Raw genomic sequence first — 20,456 nt, forward strand, 5'->3', positions numbered from 1 at the left:
CAATCAGGCACGACGTGTACCGTCTTTTATTCAAGTAATTTTTCCCGCATGACAACGCTGGCAGCCGTGGTCGTCACGACGGCTACTTTTCTGGGAATGGAGTTCGTGGCGTGGTTTATGCACAAATTCGTGCTGCACGGCGCGCTGTGGTTTCTGCATCGTTCCCATCATGTGCGGCATCCGCACCACTTGGAGCGCAACGATTTTTTCTTTCTGTTTTATGGAGCCCTGTCGATGCTGGGCATCATATACGGCTCGGCTGACAAGGACTGGCGCTTTTGGGTTGGTATCGGTATTGCCGCCTACGGCACGGTCTATTTCTTTGTGCACGATGTGCTGATTCACGGGCGGCTGCGCTTCTGGCGCAAGTCGGGCAATACCTATCTGCGGGCCCTGAACATGGCCCATAAGATGCATCACAAGGCCACGGGCCGCGACGGCTCCGAGGAATTCGGGATGTTGTGGGTGTCGGCCAAGTATTTCGCTCTGGCGCAGCGCAAACCCGCCCCGGTGCGCCGGAAAAAAGATCTTTCAGCCTCATCGAATTCGTAGGGAGCAGCAGCGTGGGACAGTTTTCGATCAGTGACCTGGAAAATATTTCCGGTATTAAGGCGCATACCATCCGCATGTGGGAGCAGCGCTACAGCATTCTGCAGCCAGTGCGCACCCACACTAATATCCGGACTTATAGCGACGACGACCTGCGCCGCTTGCTCAACGTTGCTACCCTGTGCGGGCAAGGGCATCGGATTTCGAAAGTGGCCCGCTTGAGCGAGCAGGAGCTAGGGGCCGCCGTTATTGCCTGCCACACTGATCCGCACGACTATGCGCGGCAGGTGAATACGCTGCTGGCCGCGACGTTGGAAATGGATGAGCCGCAACTCAATACGTTGCTGAACAGCGCTATCAAACAGCTCGGCTTCGAAGAGGCCATTATGCAGGTTGGGTATCCGTTTCTGCAGCGCATCGGTATTTTGTGGCAGGCCGGCAGCATGAATCCGGCGCAAGAGCATCTGGTAACAAACCTGATCCGGCAGAAAATTATAGCCGCCACCGATACGCTCACGCCGGTACTGCCGAGCAAGTCGCGCCGCTGGGTGCTGTTTTTGCCGGAAGGAGAATTGCACGAGCTGGCTTTGTTGTTTATGAACTATGCACTGCGGGCGCGGGCTTACCATGTCTTATATCTGGGACAGAACATGCCGCAGCAGGAGCTGCAAGCTGTTTGCAAAGTATACCAGCCCCATACCGTGTGTACCGTACTGACCGCTGTGCCGGAGCGGAGCCAGGTGCAGGCCTATATTAATGAGTTGGCGGAGCGTTGCGTGGGTTCTACGCTAGTCCTTTATGGCTCGCTGATGGCCGCCCAAGATTTGGTCTTGCCTGCCAGCGTCAGCAACCCGCGTTTGATGACTGACTTCCTGTCTTTCATAGAAACTGTCAGTCCTTCGCAAAAAGAGTAAAAAAATATCAGGACCCCAGAAAGCAGAAACGCCGTCCATCAGGGCGGCGTTTCTGCTTTCTGGAGGTTGGGCTTAGCTGGTTTCAACCGGTAGAAAAGCCTGTTGACCTTCCAATACCATCTGCAAGCCGAATTTATTGGAAAAACTGGTCCTGATACCCAGGCGGGTTGTACCTTAGTTGGGTAAATGATGTAGAGACATTAATAGTAGCTAGCTAAGAAAAGTTCTTATCTGGCTTAGCCATAACTCAAAACTTCTCGTATATTTGTTTAACCTTTTGCCACGAAAAGCTAAACAGTATGACCTCTTTGGAATTCACCGATCAAGTACAAAAGATTTCTTACTCCCTAAAGCCCGTGGCCATGAACCTGACCCGCGACGCTGACGATGCTAAGGACCTAGTACAGGAAACCCTGCTCAAAGCCATGTTAAACAAGGACAAGTTCAAGGCAGGCACCAACCTGAAGGCGTGGTTGTACACCATCATGCGCAACACCTTCATCAACAACTACAACAAGATTACCAAGCGCAATAGCAATATTGACAGCACGGAGTACTTCCAGTATTTCAATACCGACGAAAACTACATTACCCACAACGGAGCAACTTCCGACTTCGTCGTAACGGACATCAACGAGGCCATTGCCGGTCTGTCAGCTGACTACCGGACGCCGTTCATGATGTATTATATCGGCTACAAGTACCTCGAAATTGCCGAGAAGCTGCAGATTCCTATCGGTACGGTGAAAAACCGGATTCACATTGCCCGCAAAGAGTTGAAAGACGCTCTCAAAGTTTACGCTCCTGGTGTATAGGGAATAGGGAGAACATGACCACGCCCGAGCGTAATACGGCCCACAAACGACGAAGCTATAGCTTCGTCGTTTGTGGGCCGTAGTTTTTGTAGGTCAAACAGGATGCAGGCGTTCAGGCGCGGCCATGCCAACAGTCAGGGGCCGACCTGAGGCTGAAAACTGGCGTAACGATGTGGCGGCAAGTAGTGCCTGATGCTTAAACCGCTGGTTGGCGCCATTGAGTGGCCCAATTTAGGAATAGAAACACGTTGGGCCTGAAGCGGGCAGTATCCGCTGCGAGTTCCAGAAGCTCTGATTGGTACGCCGCAATTCTTCAAACGTAGCAAGTAGTTAGCACAACAAATCGGTAGCCCAAGCCAAGTTGCTGCTGCAAGCATCGGGGTTGCTATATCAGCTGGATTAATATCTGGGTTACGCTTCGCTAAACGTTCTAGGGCGTGTGGACAGCAAGAAAAAAGGCCGTCATGCTGAGCGAAGTCGAAGCATCTCGCGTGCTGCCGTAGGAGTAGTAATCTGACGACCGCACGCGAGATGCTTCGACTTCGCTCAGCATGACGTTCAAAAGCATTCAGGACTGCTTTTTCGATTACTGTCCACACGCCCTAGAGAAGGTGGGTTTGTACGTGAATAATTGAGGAAAATTGGTTTTTGATGACGGGAGCCGGGCTTTTACTGGGCGTTTTCCGGCGTCTCGTGGCTGGCTGGGCGGCAGGTCGGGAGCGAAGGTGTAAAACAAAGTCGGGAGTGGGTTTGTAGCTTGCTGCCAACTTCAGCCCTGCACCATTGAATTCCCCAACTGCTTCCCAACACGTTATTGTTATCGGAGCCGGCTTTGCCGGCCTCTCGGCTGCCACTTCGCTGGCCCAGCGCGGCTACCGCGTTACGCTGCTCGAGAAGAATGAAGGCCCCGGTGGCCGGGCGCGCGTATTTCAGGCCGAGGGCTTCACCTTCGACATGGGCCCGAGCTGGTACTGGATGCCCGATGTATTCGAGAAGTATTTTGCCCGCTTCGGCCGCTCCGTTTCCGATTATTACGAGTTGCTACGGCTGGACCCGTCATATCAGGTTGTTTTCGGCCCCGGGGATGCGGTGGATATTCCGGCTAAGATGGCCGAGCTCCGGCAGCTGTTTGAGCATTACGAGCCCGGTAGTGCCGTGCGTCTGGATGAGTTTCTCAAGCAGGCAGCCTACAAGTATGAAGTCGGTATCAACCGGCTGGTGTACGCGCCGAGCCGCTCGCTGCTGGAGTTTGCCGACCCCAAGCTGCTGCTGGACATGGTGCGCATGGATGTGCTGCAGAGCATGCACAAGCACGTACGCCGCTTTTTTACGCACCCGAAGCTGTTGCAACTGGTCGAGTTTCCGATTCTGTTCCTGGGTGCTACTTCCCAGAACACGCCGGCGCTGTACTCGTTGATGAATTACGCCGACCTCGCGTTGGGAACCTGGTATCCGAAAGGCGGCATGCACCAGATTGTGCGGGGCATGGTGCAGCTGGCCCAAGAGCAAGGCGTGACGCTGGAATACAACCAGGAAGTGCAGGAAATAGTGGTCGAAAACGGTCGGGCCACGGGCGTGCAGACGGCCGCCGGGTTTCGGGCCGCTGATGTGGTAGTGGCCGGAGCCGACTATCACCACGCCGAGCAGCACCTGCTGAAACCTGCATATCGGCACTACGACGAAGCCTATTGGGACAAGCGCACCATGGCCCCGTCGTCATTGCTGTTTTATCTGGGCGTAAATAAGTGCCTGCCCAAGCTGCGCCACCACAACTTGTTTTTTGACGAGGACTTTCAACAGCACGCCCACGAGATATACGAGCAGCCGCAGTGGCCCAGCAAGCCGTTGTTTTACGCCTCGGCCCCGTCGAAAACCGACCCGAGCGTAGCGCCCGAAGGCTGCGAAAACTTGTTTTTGCTCGTGCCCGTGGCCCCCGACCTGGCGGATCCGGAAGAAACGCGGGAACGGTACTACCACCAGATCATGGACCGGCTGGAGCAGCACGTGGGCGAGAATATCCGCGACTCGGTCGTGTTCAAGCGCAGCTACGCGCACCGCGACTTTGTGGCCGACTACCACAGCTACAAGGGCAATGCCTACGGCCTGGCCAACACGCTACGGCAAACGGCTATTCTGAAACCGACGCTGAAAAGCAAAAAGGTTAGCAATCTGTATTTTACGGGCCAGCTCACAGTGCCTGGTCCGGGGGTGCCACCTTCACTTATTTCGGGGCAGGTAGTGGCCGGTGAGGTAGAGAAGGAGCAAGGCTTGGCTCGAAAGTAACTACCCTACACACTGCCCCCAAACTACCCTGACCTGCTCGCCGCACTGAAACCCGCAGCCGTTGAGTCGGTTATCAAGCCATACCTTCTAGTGAGTCACTCTGAGCAGTATTGCCGTAAGCTCCTGTGGTTGGACGCTTTTTCCTCCTGATTCTAATTCGCTTCCCTTGGATCACGTAGCCCTCTTCGATCGTACCAGCTTGGCTTGCAGTAAGCTGATTACCAAGCGCTATAGCACGTCTTTCACCCTTGGCATCCGCACGCTCGACGCCCGGTTTCACCTGCCGGTATATGCCGTGTATGGTTTTGTGCGCTGGGCCGACGAAATCGTGGACACGTTTCATGAGCATGACAAGGCCGCGTTGTTCGCCGATTTCAAGCGGCATACCGACGAGGCGCTGGCCACAGGATTGAGTATGAACCCGGTGCTGCACTCTTTTCAACTCATGGTGCGCCGCTACGGCATCGACCGGGAGTATATCGATGCGTTTCTGAAGAGCATGGAAATGGATCTGGAAGACCGCAATTACCAGCAGTCGATGTACGAGGAGTACATCTATGGTTCGGCCGAAGTGGTGGGGCTGATGTGTCTGCGTATTTTCTGCGAAGGCGACACCGCCATGTTTGAGCGCCTGCGTGAGCCGGCCCGGCGGCTGGGCTCGGCCTTCCAGAAGGTGAATTTCCTGCGCGATATTCAATCTGACTACGAGGAGCGGGGCCGCGTTTATTTCCCTGGCGTGGTATATGAGCGGTTTAACGATGCCACGAAGCGCGAAATTGAAGCCGATATCCGGGCTGATTTTGAAGCGGGCTACGCCGGCATTGTGCAGCTGCCCCAGGCGGCGCGCCTGGGCGTATACTTGGCCTACGTGTACTACTTGAAGCTTTTTCACAAGATCCGGCAGCTGCCGGCGGCACGAATATTGGGAGAGCGGGTGCGCGTGCCCGACAATACCAAGCTGTTGTTGTTAATGGGTTCGTACTTTCGCTACCGCCTCCGGGCTATCTGACCACGAACTTTCCACCGCGTGAAGCGTATCCTGCTATTCCTTTTTCCGCTTGTTTTCCTCCTTTCCGCTGTGCCCGCTACTTCCCCCTACCACCTGCCCACCCTTCGCCGCCACTACGAGCAAGCCGCCGCCGACAAAGACGCGGGAGAGAAGTTCTACAAGCTCATGGCCGACTACAACGACAAGAATGCCGTGGTGCTGGGCTACAAAGGGGCCGCCGAAGCCATCCGGGCCCGCGACGCGTCGATGTTCAACAAGCTAACCTACGTGCAGGCCGCCAGCCGCACCTTCGACCAGGCCGTGGCTCTGGACCCGGCCAATGCGGAGGTCCGGTTCCTGCGTTTCAGCGTTGAAACCAACCTGCCTTCGTTCCTGGGGCTGAGCCAACACGTGGACGAAGACCGACAGCTGCTGGTCCAAACGCTGCTGAAGCACCCCAAATCGGGGCTAGACACGGAGGCATTCGAAACAGTGCGGGGCTTTTTGGTCAACCGCAGCCATGTCAGCGAAGCTGAGGCGCAACAGCTGGCCCGCATCGGCAGTTGAGTAATGCCAATACTCTGCAACTCACAAAAAGAGTCGTGCCCCGATCCGCACGGCTCTTTTTTGTTGAACACAGAAAGACAGTGTTTAAAACAAAATTGCACCTGCCGGGTACTGTTAGCATACATACAATGGAGCACCGATAAACAGCGAAAACTGGATACGCGCTGTGAATTAGGCTGAACGTTACTCTTGCGTCCACCAAGGCCACAGTAAAATCTACGGGTAGGGGCCAACCGTCCGCACCTGATATCTCGTATCTTCTGCGCCCCACGAAGCCCACCTATAACTTTCTGCCCGCTTCCTTGGTTTCCGATTTATGCCGCACCACCTGAGCGTCCGTATCGACCCCAATTCCGGTTTTTGCTTCGGCGTTATCTATGCCATTCAGATGGCGGAAGACATTCTGGATGAACAAGGCTACCTCTACTGCCTTGGCGACATCGTGCACAACGACGAGGAGGTGCAGCGGCTGGAGCAGCGCGGTCTGCGCATCATCGACTACGACGCCTTTGCCCAACTACGCGACGAAAAGGTGCTGATAAGGGCCCACGGCGAGCCACCTGCCACCTATCAGATGGCCTTGCAAAACGATCTGACCCTCATCGATGCGTCGTGCCCGGTGGTGCTGAAGCTGCAGAACCGCATCAAGACCAGCTACGACAAAAAGGAGCGAATTTTCATCTATGGCAAGCACGGGCACGCTGAAGTGCGCGGCCTGCTGGGCCAGACCAGCGGCAATGCTGTTGTGTTTGAAAGCCTGGATGAGCTATTAGGTCATGAGCTACCCGCCAATATTACCCTCTACAGCCAGACGACTAAAAGTACCAGTAGCTTCTACCGCATCAAGGGTGAGCTGGAGGAGCGAGGCTACCAGATAAATGCCAACGACACGATTTGCCGCCAGGTAAGCAACCGCGACAAAGATCTGCGCGTTTTTGCCGCGCAATTCGACCAGATTGTGTTTGTATCGGGCACTAAGAGCAGCAACGGCAAAGTGCTTTATCAGGTGTGCAGGGATACAAATCCGCAGACGCACTTTATTTCCAACGTCGAGCAACTTCAGGCCGCGTGGTTCGAATCCGGGCAAACCGTTGGTATTTGCGGCGCTACCAGCACGCCCATGTGGCTCATGGAGCAAGTGCGTGAGGCCCTGATTAGACTGTAGCTGGCCTTGCGCACCGTTTTACCCTGCCGATGCACATCGAAAACCTGCCGTTTGGCGTAACTACCTGGGCCAACGTACCAGCCGAGCAACACCCGGGCCTGATGGGCGTAGCCACATGGCGCACCCGGCAGTTTGGGCCGGTTCGGGTGCGCATAGTGGAGTACAGCGCTGGGTATCTGGCGGATCATTGGTGCCAGAAAGGACATTTTCTGTTGGTTCTGGAAGGGCAGCTGGAAACCGAGCTGGCCGATGGGCGGCGTTTCACGCTGGCTCCGGGCATGAGCTATCAGGTAGCCGATGGTGCCGAACCTCACCGCTCCGTAACAGAATCGGGGGCGAAACTATTCATCGTTGATTAGCAAGTGGTCAGTACAAACAGGAGCATACTAGAGCCGTTGGTTCCCACTGCGTTGCGGGTCACTCCGGCTCCGTTGGGCAACAAGGGCGTCGCGTCGGCGCTGCTTATCATGACGGCCTGGCTGGCCCTGCTCACGTTTCTACTAGCGGTGTATCGTCCCGATTGGCAAACGCCCTGGCCTTACCTGCTAATGCTGATGCAAATGCATTTGTACACGGGCCTATTCATTACGGCCCACGATGCCATGCACGGCGTGGTAAGCGCCAATAAGCGCCTGAATACTGCGCTGGGTACGGTTGGTGCCTTCCTTTTTGCTTACAACTGGTACCCTCGCCTGTTGCCCAAGCACCACCAGCACCACCGGCACGTAGCCACCCCCGATGACCCCGACTACCATAACGGTCAGCACCCGGGGTTTTTGCCCTGGCTGTTGCGCTTCGCGCTGAACTACGTGACGTGGTGGCAGATAGCGCTCATGGCTCTGACGTACAATCTGCTCAAGCTGGCTTTTCCGATGGTTAATGTCATTGCCTTCTGGATGGTGCCGGCTGTGCTGGCGACGATGCAGCTGTTTTTCTTTGGCACCTACCTGCCCCACCGTGGCGAGCATGCCGACGACAACCTCCACAAGTCTCGCACCCAGCTGCGGCATCATGTGTGGGGCTTCGTGAGCTGCTATTTTTTTGGCTACCACTACGAGCACCACGACCAGCCGTATCTGCCGTGGTGGCGCCTGTGGCGCACGAAAGAAACAGGCCAATAAAGAGAGTGCTGCTTGGTTGCGGCCAAAGGAATATCGAAAGCCGTTCGTCGAGGCAACTTAAACACGGAATGTGTCTATATTCAGCCTTCTCAACCTGCCGTTGAGTTGCTGGCTAGCTCATGACGACGCGTTTCTCTCTGTTCCGTGCACATATCCAACTTGCTCTGGCCCTGCTGGTTGGTGGGCTGGTCATGCCGACGGAAGCAACTGCGGTTCGGGCTGCCAACCACGCCATTTACACGTCGTTTGCGGTAGCCGAGGAAGAATTCTTGCTCACTAACCGGCCTGTGCCGCTTAATCTGGAAGCACGCTTACGGTACGGGCAGCGGCTGCTGCAAGAAGCCATAAAAAGCAGAAGCCTGAGCAAGCAGGCTGTTGGGCACCGCGTTATGGCCTCTGCCTACCAGGAGCTGCGGCAGTATAACCAGTCCGTACTCCATTTTCAGACGGCGCTGCGCCTACATCAGCAGCTGCGTAACACACGCAATGCCACGGTAGACATGCTGCATCTGGGCGGGGTGCTGCTCAGCCGTGGCGATACTGCACAGGCACGCACCACCTACCAGGGCGCGTTGCGGGGTTTCACGCAAACTCAGTCGGCGGCGGGTGCGGCGCACGTGTATGGACGCCTGGGAACTCTCTATGGCCACCAGCACGACTGGGCGCAGGCATTAACCAGCCAATCCAGGGCGCTCCACGAGTGGCAACAGCTTCGGGATTATGCGCATGTTGCCGTTTCTCTCAACGCTATTGGCACGGTGTATTTTCAGCAGCGGCAGTACAGCCGGGCACTGTTTTACCTACGTAAGGCCATGGGTGTGGCAAGCGCAACGGATAGTCTGCCGCTGAGCGAGAGTCAGGCTGGTATTGGGCGGGTATATCAGGCGCTCGGCAACCAGATAATGGCACTGACCAGTTTCAACCAAGCCGAGCAGCTATTTCCGCGCACGGGCGCGGCTCTGCAACATGCTCAGCTGTGGCAAGCTATTGCGGCCACCCACAATTCGTTAGGAAATCGGGCGGCAGCTGAGCGTGCTTTGCGCCAAGGCTTGCCGCTTGCGCGGCGCAGTGGCTCCAAAACGCAGTTGAGTGCGATGTACCAGGCGCTAGCCGCTGGTTATCGGACGACGGGCGAGTATAAGCTGTCGTTGGAGGCCATGACGCGGTTTGCGCAGCTACAGGACAGCGTTTTTGCCGAGGAGCGCTCCGCGCAGGTGGCGGAGCTTCGCACGCGCTACGAGACGGAAAAAAAGGAGCGCGAGATTCAGCTGCTAATCAAAGATCGTCAGATTCAGGAGGCCAACCTGCGGCAACAAACAGTGATGCGCAACGCGCTGGCTGCTGGCGCTTTACTTCTCCTGGTCATCATTGGGGTGCTCTACCGGGGACGGCGGCAACAGAAGCGCATCAATAGGCTGCTGGAGCGTAAGAATGCGGCCATCAATCGGCAAAAAGAAGAATTGGGCCGGCTCAATCGAACCAAGGATACCCTGTTTTCGGTCATCTCACACGACTTACGGAGCCCGCTCAGCTCCTTATATTCCTTGCTCAACCTACTGAATATGGGAGCATTGTCGCCCGAGCGCCTGGCTTTGCATTCTGCCCGACTGACCAGGGGCCTGAACAGCACCTTGCTGCTACTCGATAACCTGCTGAACTGGTCGGCGGCTCAAATGAAAGACGACACGATTCGGCCTGAGCGCCTGCGTTTGGATGCACTGGTGGAAGAAGCTCTGGCTTTGCTGTTGGGAGATGCTGAGCGCAAAAGTATTCTGTTGCTCAATCAATTACAGGTTCCTACGCTGGTCCGGGCCGATGTGAACATGACGCGGTTGATTCTGCGCAATTTATTAGGCAATGCCATCAAGTTTACCCCCGAGGGCGGAACCGTGACCGTACTAGGTGCGCTACAAGGCGCAACGTGGGTCATTTCCGTGCAGGATACGGGCATTGGCATTCAGGTGGCCGACCGGGACAAGGTATTCGGGAAGGCGGGCCCGTTTTCTACGCTGGGCACGGCCCACGAAAAGGGTACCGGCCTGGGCCTGCAGCTCTGCCAGGATTTTGTAGTGCGCAATGGCGGACAACTTACGTTCATCAGTCAGGTGGGCCAGGGCACTACTTTCCGCTTTTCGCTGCCCGTTGCTACCACTCCTGCGGCCGAAGCCCATCAGGACAGCTTCGCTACTGCGGCTGCTGCCGCCGAATAAGTGAGCGGTTGACAATTCGCTCCGTTACTCGTTCCCGGTAGGTTTGCCCCAGCGGCAGTGCGTGGCCGCTCACCCGCACTTCTAAGTTACTCACCGAATCGATGCGGGCCGTGTTGACCAGATAGGAGCGGTGGGTGCGCACGAACAGGCCCGGCGGCAGCTGCTCTTCAATATTTTTAAGATTGACCAGCGTGAGATGGGTGCGGCCGTCAGCAGTGTTGATTTTGGTGAAGTCCTTCAGGGCTTCGATATACAGCACCTCCCGGTAGTGAAGGCGCACGAACTGCGCATCGGTGCGAATAAAAAAGGAGCCCCAGCCCGAAAGAATATCCTGGTTGCCATCGTTCTCAACCAGGTTAGTCCGCAGAATGCCAGCTATTTTATTCACAGCCTTCAGAAACCGGTCGAGCGAGATAGGCTTGAGCAAAAAGTCGATAACATCCAGATTGAAGCCTTCCATAGCGTACTGCGGAAAGGATGTCATCAGCACTACCAGCGGCGGGTGTTGCAGCGACCGTACCAGATCCAGGCCGCTGAGGTGCGGCATGGTCACGTCTGAGAACAGGACTTGCACATCATGGTGCATCAGGTAGCGGTGGGCATCCAGCGGGTCGGTGAAGGCCGCTTTCACATCCAGCACATCAGTCATGGCTACGTAAGCTTGCAGCAAATCCAGCACCAGCGGATCATCATCGAGCAGCAAACAGCTAATCTTCATAAGAGCGTAGTTTTCGGATGGGCAGATGGTGAATATAAAAAGGATAAATTGATTTGTGCTATTTATTATGGGAAGAAATCAATATTAGGCCAAAAAACTACCAGCTTCCATCTACTTTTGGCTGGGGTTGCTATACTTTAAGCCCTTAGTACTAATAGGTTTACATACCTTTTAAGGAATAGCGCCCCTGTGTCAATCCCCGGGCGTCGCCTGTTCTTATCTCGCGCATGATTGCTGCCGCCAACATACCTGCTTGTAATGAAACGCTTGACCAGTACTTCCGTCGCGGCCCTGCCGCCCGTGGTTCTGGGGGTAGAGCTCACCATAGCTAACCACCAGGGCCTGCGCCAATCGCTCCGATCCACTTTTGGCCTGAATACCCGCGCCATTAACCTGCGCATTGACCCCAGCATGGATTTGATTTATCTCTGTGAATCTACGCTGCCCAGCTCGTTGCCCTGCCTGTCCAGCCTCACCCGGCCGGGGGTGGTGGCGGTTATGCTGCGCTCCGTTCGGCTGGAGTGGCACCCCGAAACCACCCACCCGATTGGCCGGGGCACGCCTACGCTGGCCGCACTGGAAAGCGGTAGTTGTTTTCTGACTGCCAACGGCCGCAAGGTCTCCATTGCCTCGTTCTCCAGTCGCCATGTGCATCCTACCCGCATTGTGATGGAAGCCCAGGGCCGGCCCAACCTGCTGGAGTATCTCCGGGCCGACAGCTTTACGCTGGAAATTTCCGGCACCAACCGTCGCCGTCTGGTCCGTCCGCTGGCCTTCAGCGCCGTTCTGGAATTTGACGAGCAAATGGCCCCGGGAGCCCATGCCTAAGCTGGGTTCCGTGATGAATAGTAGCCAGCAGGACACAAAAACGAAAAAAGCCGACTCTAACGAGCCGGCTTTTTATGCAGAAAAATCCTGAAGTAAGACGCTGATTTACTGTCCGCCGCCGGTGTGTATGGCGTTGGTTTTCTTGCAGCAGTCGGGTAGCCGGTCGTAGGCCCGCTTCTCCGCTACTTGGTTGTCGGCATCGTAGCCGGTACGCTGCACGGCGGTGCGCAACTCGGCGGGCGAGGTTTTATCGGGCCGGTAGGCTACGGTCAGCACCTGGCTTGGCACGTCCAGAACGGCTTGCTGCACTCCTTTTTCGTAGGCCATGGCTTTTTCCAGCCGTGTTTTACACATATCACACACGGCCGAAGTTTTTACCTGGAACTGCTCGGTAGCCGTGCCTTTGGCTTTGGCTACGGGCGCAGTCTGCGCATACGTGAGCTGGGCGGTAAGCAACACCAGGGCCGAGAGGAACAACGATTTCAGCGTATACATAAGTCGGGATGAGAGAAAGTGAAACGAGAAAAGGAGGCTGAACGGCGCAACCCGGCATTCGGCTAACAAAGAGCTTGCCGGAAGAAGTGCCGATGACTATTCGATTGTAAAGCGGAAGCCGGCGTAGGTGAGTCGGCCGTAGGTGGGGCCCCAAACCATGGCCGCGTCGAAGTTGGGGCCAAACGGGTCCGTCGCGCCGGCAATAGGAGTGGGCTGCCGGTAGTTCGTCAGGTTTTCGACGCCGGCATACAGCTCCAGCCGCTTGAAGGCGCGCGTTACCTGGCCATTGAGTAGCGCATAGCGGGGCGCGTAGTTCAGACCCGGGGCGCCCGCGCCGTGGCCATGTCCCTCGCTACCGGGGGTGTAGGCCAGAGGGCGCTGCCCAAACCACTGCATCGTTAGGTCGGCGCGCCATTTGTCGAAGGCCGTAGCATAGCCCACGTTGGCAAACAGCCGGTGACGCGGCGTCAGAGCCCTGGGCAGCAGCTCGCCGACGTAGCTGGTGCGCACGTCCAGGAACTTATAAGCGGCCTTGGCTTGCAGGCCTTTTATTGGCTCGACCTGAATTTCAGTCTGGAAGCTGCGGGAAAAAGACCGTCCGCCGGGCTCCAGATTGCCGATTTGCAGCACTCGGGGCGACGAATAGGCATCGGCCACTACCTGATTCTGAAACTCCGTGTGGTAGTAGTCGGCTACGAGCGTGGCCGGGTGGCCCGCCACCGTGAAATACTGTGTAACGCTGCCGCCCACGTTCCAGGCCCGCTCGGGCCGTAGGTTGCTGGCAACCGAGAATTCGCGGGAGCTAACCAGCATACCCGCGTTTTCGGCAATCGGGTTGGCGGTCCGGAAGCCGGTGCCCGCCGCCAGCCGCAGCACCGTGTTGGCCGTGGCGTCATACTTCACATTGAAGCGCGGCGTCAGCACCCAGCCATACAGATTATGCCAGTCCGTTCGAACCCCGCCCACCAGCGTCAGGTTGCGGGCATTCTGGTAGGTATATTCTGCAAAAGCGCCCGGTACCCGCTCGAAGCGGGTGGGGTGCTCACGCTGGTAGCGCTCTGCCTCCGACTCCGACAAATAGATGAATCCATCCTTATATACTTCGCGGTAATCATCGTGCAAGTAGCTCAGGCCCACGCGGTAAGTGTGAGCCGTGGTGCCTAGTACGCTCTGAAACAGCAGCGTAGCGAGGCCCGTGCGCTGCTTGCCGTCATAAGTGCGGATACCATACCTGGAGTCGAACGCGTGGCTGGTGCCGCTCAATAGTAGGCCCAGGCTCTGGTAGGGCCGGCCGGGCCAGGTGTAGGAGGTTTTGGAAAACCCCGTATACCGGTCGGTGGTGAGCGTGGTGCCATAGGCGGTGGTAGTGGGCGCGTCCTGCCGGAAATCAACCTGGCCGCCTTCCCGTGTTTCGCGCAGCGCCCCCAGGCCCACTTCATGCACGATGCCCGTACCGGATTTGTATTTCCACTTATTGAAGAGATTATACTGCGTAGCCAGCGGCAAATCCAAAAATCCGTCCTTGTTGCGGTCCACGCGGTGGCCAAGGTGGTCGGTGTGCAGTAAGAGTGCCGTACTGAGCTTGGCCGAAGTCTGCGCCGATAAGTTGAGGTTGAGGTCAGATTTCCCCAGGTCATTGCCGTACGCGTTGAACAGGAGGCGTTCGGCTTTGTCGGGGTCTTTCAGGCGCACGTTTACCTGGCCCGCAATGCTTTCGTAGCCATTCACCACCGAGCCCATGCCTTTGATGATATCGATGCTCTCGATCCAGGTGCCGGCCAGGTAGCTTAGGCGGTAGGGCGTCGACAGGCCCCGCAGGGCGGGTAGGTTGTCGACTGTGAGCAGGGAATAGGCGCCATCAAGGCCCAGCAGCTGAATCTGTTTGGCCCCCGATACGGCATCGGTCGTTGAAACCTCTACGGCCGCGTTTGTCTCGAAGCTTTCCGCCAGGTTGCAGCACGCCGATTTGGTTAGGTCGCGGCTGGTAATTACTTGGGTATTGGTGGGCGTGAGGGAGGAGTAAGCCGGGGCTCTTTCCTCAATTTTTACCTCGCCCAGCGTCACGGAGCGCCGCAAGCCGACGCGTACAAACGCCTGGTCGGTGGCCCCGATGGTAAGCGTATCGGCCCTGAAGCCCAGGGCGCTGATGATAAGATGGCTGGCTGAACCCCGAGCGGGCCGCACCAGCATGAATTTGCCGCTGGCATCGGTGCTGACGCCGGAGCTGGGTACCTCCAGCCAGCGCACTACTACGCCCGGTAGCGGCGAGGTGGCCCCGGCATCCGTGACCTGGCCCTGCACGGGCAAAATAACGTCGGTTTGGGCGAAGGCTGCGAAGCTGCTCAGCAGACAGCCGAGAACGGCAGCAAACCGCCGCCCGAAGAAAGGTTGCATATAGTCAGCAAGTTAGAACTCTTCCAAAAGAAAAAAAGGCCTGTACTGGCCCACGCCGCTTATGCAGCAACGCCGGAAGAATCTACACCTGCCAGGTGCAGACAAAAGTCAATAATACCCGGCCCGCCCGGGGTGGGGGCGAGGCGTCGCTGGCGTGCCAAGCGGCGCTGGACGAGGTAGAAGGAGCGGCTGGGAAAATGAGCTCGTACGCTGCCAAATACCACACCGGCGACACCTGTGGCAGCAGGAGCTTAGTTGGGTCGGAATGACGAGCCGCTGCCTCCAGCTTATGAAAATGCGCCCCAAACTCGCAGCAAGCCTTCTGTAGGCGTGCCGCCCCCGGTGCTCCAGGCACGGCTCCCTCCGATACGGAAGGGCATTGATGCTGGGCCGCACTGAAAATAATAGAAGCCGTGCTCCGCCCACTGATAGTACAGCTATGCGACTGCACTGTGAGCCCCACCGACGAGGTGAGAATCAGCAGGGCCAGGAAGGCGCTGAACAGTCGATGTATGCGGGTGGGTTTCACGGCTGTAAAGGTACTAAGCGCTTGGCAGAGCACCGTGCAGAATTGGGTGGCGAATAGTGTAGGATGAGGGCTGGAAACAGTAGCCAGTTCTGGGAAGGGGCGGCTTCCGTGGTGGAGAATCGCCAAGCTGCCATTTTGGCAAAGTCGCTTTCAGATGCCATCTGACTGACGGGAAGAAAAGCGTAATAGTGGATATAAAGTCTGTTGATTGGCCAAAAAAACCGCTTTTTACGTAGTGGTAGAAAATGGTAAATCGTGGTTGGCTTTTCGGGGGCATTGCGTACTTTTGTTATCATCCCTTACCAGTGCTTGGTTAGCAACCCCTGCATCCATGAACCTTCTCTCCGGCGAATATGAGTGCAAGCTGGATCCGAAAGGGCGCCTGGTGCTGCCGGCCAAGGTGAAAGGTAACCTGCCGGAAGCTTCCGGCAATCAACTGGTGCTGGTGCGTGGGTTCGAGCCTTGTCTGGTGTTGTATCCGCGCGAATCGTGGCGTGTGATTCATGATAAGGTCATGGCGCTGGATGAGTTCAATGAGGAATACCGGCAATTTCAGCGTAACTTTTTTCGGGGAATGACGGAAGTCGAGCTCGATACTATTGGCCGCTTTATGCTGCCTCGCACCATGCTGCGCTACGCCGGCATCGAGAAGGAAGCCATTATCGTAGGCCTGGGTAACCGGTGTGAAATCTGGGACCCCGAGAAGTACGATGAGTTCCTGATTAAAGACCAGCAGAGCTTTTCTAAGCTGGCTCAGAAATTTTTATCCACTGAAGCACCGCCCGTCAGCGGCCCCCTTGCCGCATGAGCGCCGACTACCAGAACGATACCGACTACCACCGCCCCGTGATGCTGACCGAGTGCCTCGCCGCGCTCGACCTGCGCCCCGCCGGCCGCTACGTGGACGTGACTTTCGGTGGCGGCGGCCACTCGGCCCGCATGCTGGAACACCTGACCACGGGCCACCTCTACAGCTTCGATCAGGACGCCGACGCCGAGCAGGAAGCTGTGCAGCTGGCCCGCCCGCAGTTCACTTTCATCCGGGCCAATTTCCGGGACCTGCACGCCGAACTGGAGCAGCGCGGTGTGCTGCCCGTCGATGGCCTGCTGGCTGATCTGGGCGTGTCGTCGCACCAATTCGACACGCCGGAGCGCGGCTTTAGCACCCGCTTCGATGGCCCCCTGGACATGCGCATGGACCCCGAAGGTAACCGCACGGCCGCCGACGTGGTGAACGACTACCCGGAGGCCGAGCTACACCGCATTTTCGGTATGTACGGCGAAGTCACGAATGCCCGCACACTGGCCCGCACGCTGACTGCGGCGCGGCGCGGCCAAGCCATACAAACGATAGGAGCGCTCAAAAAGGCTATTGCCCCGTGTATGCCGCGCGGCAAAGAGAACAAGTATCTGGCCCAGGTATTTCAGGCGTTGCGTATTGAAGTGAACGATGAAATGGCGGCTCTGCAGGAAATGCTGCTGCAAACGGCGCAGGTGCTGCGGCCCGGTGGCCGGCTGGTGGTAATGTCGTACCACTCGCTGGAAGACCGGCTGGTGAAGAACTTCATGGCAAAAGGCCGCTTCTTCGGCGAAGCTGAGAAAGACCTTTTCGGCCATACCCACACGCCGTTTGAGGTGCTCACCCGCAAGCCCGTCGAGGCTTCGGCCGATGAAGTGGCGCTGAATAGCCGGGCCCGGTCGGCCAAGTTGCGCATCGCAGTGCGCAGCGACGAGTGAAACCGGGAACTGGCCGGTTCTTTGTGCCGCGCCACCGTTGCTGACTAGTTGATTCATTAGCACCAAAACGGCAACCTCCGTTTCCTCGCCCGAGATTTTGGCTACCAATACCCTCAAACCCGTCGCCCCTACGCCGCCCCGCGCCAACGTGCCCCGGGAGGTGACGCCGCTGCCGGCCGCTGCCGCGCCAGAGCCGCTGCCCACGCCAGAGCCGGCCCCCGCGCCGCGCGCGCCGAAGCGTGAAAAAGAAGCTCCGCGCAGTACGTGGAGCGTGTTCACGCTGCTCGACCGGCTCACGAGCGTCGACAGTATTTTTCGGGAAGGCCTACCGGTGCAATATCTGCCGCACCTGCTGTTCGTGATGTTTCTGACGCTGGTGTACATAGGCAACACGCACTGGGGCTACCGCATGAACCGCAGTATTCAGAAGCTGAAGCTGGAAACCGAGGACCTGCGCGCCGACTACACGACGCTCAAATCGGACTATATGGAAGCCAGCAAGCAAAGCGAGGTGGCCCGCAAAGTAGCGGCTTATGGCCTGGTGGAAAGCTCCTCGCCGCCGTTCCGCATCACGGTGCCCGCCGGCCGCCTCGATGAGGCCGAGCTGGATATGATACCCGTCGTAACGGCCGACTCGATGGCCGCTCGGGCCGCTGCCGACTCTACGGCCGTGGCCGACTCCCTGCGGCTGGCGGCTCTGGCCGGTGCTAATCACTCGTCAACTACCAAGAAATCACCCAACCCTTCCTCCCAAAATCATGAAAGGAAGCGTTAAGAAATCCATTGTTACCCGCGTTCGGCTGGCGTTTTTGGGCGTTTGCCTGTTTTCGTGCGCCATTATGTGGAAGGTGTCGCGCATTCAGTTCAAGGAGGGCGACAAATGGCGGGCCCTGGAGCAGGAGCGGCGCATCGTGTACCAGCCCGTATTTGCCACCCGTGGCAATATCTACTCCGATAATGAAAGCATTATGGCCACCTCGCTGCCCTTCTTTCGGGTGGCCTGGGACCCCAGCGTGGTAGAGGACAAGACGTTTAAAGGGGGCGTCGATTCGCTGTCGTTGCTGCTGTCGCGCTTTTTCGGCGACCGAAGCCCGCAGGAATACCGCCGCAAGCTGACCGACGCGAAAAAGTCGAAGGCTCAGGTGCGTTACCTGCGCCTCAATTCCCGGCAGATCAACTACCAGGAAAAGAAGATGCTGGCGCAGTGGCCCATTTTTCGGGCCGGTAAGAATAAGGGCGGCGTGCTGTTCGAGAAAGTCGACAAGCGTTTCCGGCCTTTTGGGGGCCTGGCGCAGCGTACCATTGGCTTTCTGAACGAGGACAAGAATGGGGCAGGTCTGGAGTTTACCTATAACCGCCACCTGGCGGGCAAAGACGGGGAAGCCCTGTTTGAGCGCCTGCCCGGCGGCAACAAGCCGATATACGACGGCACGGAAGTAAAGCCGCAGCCCGGCTACGACGTGAAAACCACGCTCGATATCAACTTGCAGGACGTGGCCGAAAACGCGTTGTACAAGTCGCTGGTCGACAATAGCGCTCAATATGGCTGCGTGATTCTGATGGAAGTGCAGACCGGCGAAATCAAGGCCGTGGCCAATCTGGGCAAGGTGGCCGATGGCGTATACCGCGAAGATTACAACTACGCCATTGCCGACCAGGGCCGCACCGAGCCGGGCTCTACCTTCAAGCTGGCCTCGATGATGGCGCTGCTGGAAGACAACCCCGACCTCTCGCTCGATGACACGGTAAACACGGGCCGGTCGGGCTCGATGCGCATTGCGGGAGCCGTGAAAACGGATACCCACGCCTACGGGCGGCTGTCGGTGAAGCAGGTGATTGAGAATTCCTCCAACATTGGGGTAGCGAAGCTCATCAACGACCATTTCTCCTCCGACCCGAACAAATACACCGATTACCTGAAGAAATTCGGACTCGATAAGCCGCTGGGTTTCCAGATGGCGGGCGAGGCCCGGCCCTACGTGAAAGACCCGACCGACCGGTCGTGGAGCCGCACCTCGCTCAGTACCATGTGCATTGGCTACGAGCTGAAGCTGGCCCCGCTGCAAACGCTGGCTTTCTACAACGCTATTGCCAACGGCGGCGTGAAGGTGCAGCCTATGATTGTGAAGGAAATAAAGCAGGCCGACAAGGTGCTGGAGCGCTTCGAGCCCAAGGTGCTGATTCCTAAAATCTGCTCGGACGAAACGCTGCTTAAGCTGCGCGCCATGCTGGAAGGCGTAGTGCTGGAAGGCACGGCCCGGGCCATCAAAACGGCAGACTACGCCATAGCGGGCAAAACCGGCACGGCCTGGAAGTTTAAGAATGGCCAGTATACCAAGCAGTATTCAACCAGCTTCTGCGGCTATTTTCCGGCCGACAACCCCAAGTACAGCTGCATCGTGGTTGTCGATTCGCCGAAAGGGGCCAACTGGTCGGGGGCGCAGGTAGCGGCTCCTATCTTCCGCGAAGTGGCCGACAAAGCCATGGCCCGCGACATAGCCAGCCAGCGGCCCCTGCTGGCCCGGGCACCGGTGAACAAGGCCAAAGTACCTTTTGTGCGGGCTGGCCTGCAGGATGAGCTGACGCTGGTGTGCCAGAAGTTAGGCGTAAGTACCCATTCTCAGGCCCCGGGCGACGACTGGGTGCGAGCCAATTCGGCCGATTCTAATACGAATGCCGTGGACTGGAAGCCGGTGGCCGTGCGCCCCGGCCGCGTACCCGACGTGACAGGCCTCACCTTGCGCGACGCCTTGTTTCTGCTCGAAAACCGGGGCTTGCGGGTGAAAGCCGTGGGCACGGGCCGGGTGCGGCTGCAATCAGTAGCGGCCGGTAGTGGTATCCGCCGGGGTACGGTTGTGACGTTGGCCCTGGAACCGATTGGGGCCAGGTCGGCGGCGGCACCCAAAGCTCTGCCCGCCCCCGCGCCGACACAACTCACCGAAAATAAATTGATTACGGCCGTGGAGCTGGACGAAGCCAAACGCATTAAGATGCTGAAAGCAAAACGGCTGGCCCAGTACCGGCTAACGCAGCAAGCGGCCAAACGCTCGGAAACGGCCAAACCCAAAGCCTGACCTCACATAGCTCTTGCCCGCCGGGCAAATCAGGAAATTAGTTGAACACCATCGAAAAAGCGGGTTTCC

At 57.5% G+C, this 20,456-nt stretch carries 19 protein-coding genes; 15 read left to right on the forward strand and 4 right to left on the reverse strand.

Annotated elements, in window-relative coordinates:
• The first annotated feature begins 48 nt into the window (after positions 1–48).
• The 10 genes from E5J99_RS15260 (at position 49) to E5J99_RS15305 (ending at position 10,612) form a co-directional block, all read left to right on the forward strand.
• Complete coding sequence (locus tag E5J99_RS15260; protein ID WP_135498680.1) at positions 49–552, forward strand: sterol desaturase family protein; 504 nt, start codon at positions 49–51, stop codon at positions 550–552.
• Between the two features lie 11 nt (positions 553–563).
• Positions 564–1,463: a MerR family transcriptional regulator gene (locus E5J99_RS15265; protein WP_135498681.1), complete on the forward strand. Its 900-nt coding sequence runs from the start codon at positions 564–566 to the stop codon at positions 1,461–1,463.
• A gap of 299 nt (positions 1,464–1,762) precedes the next feature.
• Positions 1,763–2,278: a sigma-70 family RNA polymerase sigma factor gene (locus tag E5J99_RS15270; protein ID WP_135498682.1), complete on the forward strand. Its 516-nt coding sequence runs from the start codon at positions 1,763–1,765 to the stop codon at positions 2,276–2,278.
• 783 nt (positions 2,279–3,061) lie between these two features.
• Positions 3,062–4,561, forward strand: a complete 1,500-nt coding sequence (locus E5J99_RS15275) for a phytoene desaturase family protein (protein WP_245319037.1) — start codon at positions 3,062–3,064, stop codon at positions 4,559–4,561.
• Positions 4,562–4,727: 166 nt separating this feature from the next.
• Complete coding sequence (locus tag E5J99_RS15280) at positions 4,728–5,570, forward strand: phytoene/squalene synthase family protein (protein ID WP_135498683.1); 843 nt, start codon at positions 4,728–4,730, stop codon at positions 5,568–5,570.
• A 69-nt stretch (positions 5,571–5,639) separates the two neighbouring features.
• Positions 5,640–6,116, forward strand: coding sequence for a hypothetical protein (locus E5J99_RS15285; protein WP_135498684.1), 477 nt, complete (start codon positions 5,640–5,642; stop codon positions 6,114–6,116).
• A gap of 316 nt (positions 6,117–6,432) precedes the next feature.
• On the forward strand, positions 6,433–7,281 hold the full coding sequence (locus E5J99_RS15290) for a 4-hydroxy-3-methylbut-2-enyl diphosphate reductase (RefSeq protein WP_135498685.1): 849 nt from the start codon (positions 6,433–6,435) through the stop codon (positions 7,279–7,281).
• A gap of 29 nt (positions 7,282–7,310) precedes the next feature.
• Positions 7,311–7,640: a DHCW motif cupin fold protein gene (locus E5J99_RS15295; protein WP_135498686.1), complete on the forward strand. Its 330-nt coding sequence runs from the start codon at positions 7,311–7,313 to the stop codon at positions 7,638–7,640.
• 108 nt (positions 7,641–7,748) lie between these two features.
• Complete coding sequence (locus tag E5J99_RS15300; protein ID WP_135498712.1) at positions 7,749–8,402, forward strand: fatty acid desaturase; 654 nt, start codon at positions 7,749–7,751, stop codon at positions 8,400–8,402.
• A 119-nt stretch (positions 8,403–8,521) separates the two neighbouring features.
• Complete coding sequence (locus tag E5J99_RS15305; protein WP_135498687.1) at positions 8,522–10,612, forward strand: ATP-binding protein; 2,091 nt, start codon at positions 8,522–8,524, stop codon at positions 10,610–10,612.
• Here E5J99_RS15305 and E5J99_RS15310 read toward each other — a convergent pair.
• Positions 10,587–11,330: a LytR/AlgR family response regulator transcription factor gene (locus E5J99_RS15310; protein ID WP_135498688.1), complete on the reverse strand. Its 744-nt coding sequence runs from the start codon at positions 11,328–11,330 to the stop codon at positions 10,587–10,589. The genes E5J99_RS15305 and E5J99_RS15310 overlap by 26 nt on opposite strands.
• Before the next feature lie 258 nt (positions 11,331–11,588).
• Between E5J99_RS15310 and E5J99_RS15315 the strand changes: the two genes are divergently transcribed.
• A complete protein-coding gene (locus E5J99_RS15315) occupies positions 11,589–12,158 on the forward strand; it encodes a hypothetical protein (protein ID WP_135498689.1) in 570 nt (189 codons plus the stop codon).
• 105 nt (positions 12,159–12,263) lie between these two features.
• Here E5J99_RS15315 and E5J99_RS15320 read toward each other — a convergent pair whose 3' ends face one another.
• The 3 genes from E5J99_RS15320 to E5J99_RS15330 all read right to left on the reverse strand — a co-directional run bounded on the left by E5J99_RS15320 (position 12,264) and on the right by E5J99_RS15330 (position 15,576).
• A complete protein-coding gene (locus E5J99_RS15320; RefSeq protein ID WP_135498690.1) occupies positions 12,264–12,653 on the reverse strand; it encodes a heavy-metal-associated domain-containing protein in 390 nt (129 codons plus the stop codon).
• Between the two features lie 96 nt (positions 12,654–12,749).
• Entirely contained in the window at positions 12,750–15,047 is a 2,298-nt protein-coding gene (locus E5J99_RS15325; RefSeq protein WP_135498691.1) for a TonB-dependent receptor, read from the reverse strand.
• Between the two features lie 82 nt (positions 15,048–15,129).
• Entirely contained in the window at positions 15,130–15,576 is a 447-nt protein-coding gene (locus E5J99_RS15330; RefSeq protein ID WP_135498692.1) for an HYC_CC_PP family protein, read from the reverse strand.
• Positions 15,577–15,907: 331 nt separating this feature from the next.
• Here E5J99_RS15330 and mraZ point away from each other — a divergent pair, with 331 nt between their 5' ends.
• From mraZ to E5J99_RS15350, 4 genes are all read left to right on the forward strand, one after another.
• Positions 15,908–16,384, forward strand: a complete 477-nt coding sequence (mraZ, locus tag E5J99_RS15335) for a division/cell wall cluster transcriptional repressor MraZ (protein ID WP_135498693.1) — start codon at positions 15,908–15,910, stop codon at positions 16,382–16,384.
• On the forward strand, positions 16,381–17,313 hold the full coding sequence (gene rsmH / locus E5J99_RS15340; protein ID WP_135498694.1) for a 16S rRNA (cytosine(1402)-N(4))-methyltransferase RsmH: 933 nt from the start codon (positions 16,381–16,383) through the stop codon (positions 17,311–17,313). The genes mraZ and rsmH overlap by 4 nt, the downstream gene beginning before the upstream one ends.
• A 97-nt stretch (positions 17,314–17,410) precedes the next feature.
• The gene (locus tag E5J99_RS21630) at positions 17,411–18,088 is read left to right on the forward strand and encodes an FtsL-like putative cell division protein (RefSeq protein WP_210114459.1); all 678 of its coding nucleotides are present in this window, start codon (positions 17,411–17,413) and stop codon (positions 18,086–18,088) included.
• Positions 18,072–20,387, forward strand: a complete 2,316-nt coding sequence (locus E5J99_RS15350; RefSeq protein WP_135498695.1) for a penicillin-binding protein — start codon at positions 18,072–18,074, stop codon at positions 20,385–20,387. Before E5J99_RS21630 ends, E5J99_RS15350 begins: the two co-directional genes overlap by 17 nt.
• Positions 20,388–20,456: the final 69 nt, after the last annotated feature.

Origin of the sequence: Hymenobacter elongatus, from assembly GCF_004745955.1 — a bacterium.
GTDB lineage: Bacteria > Bacteroidota > Bacteroidia > Cytophagales > Hymenobacteraceae > Hymenobacter > Hymenobacter elongatus.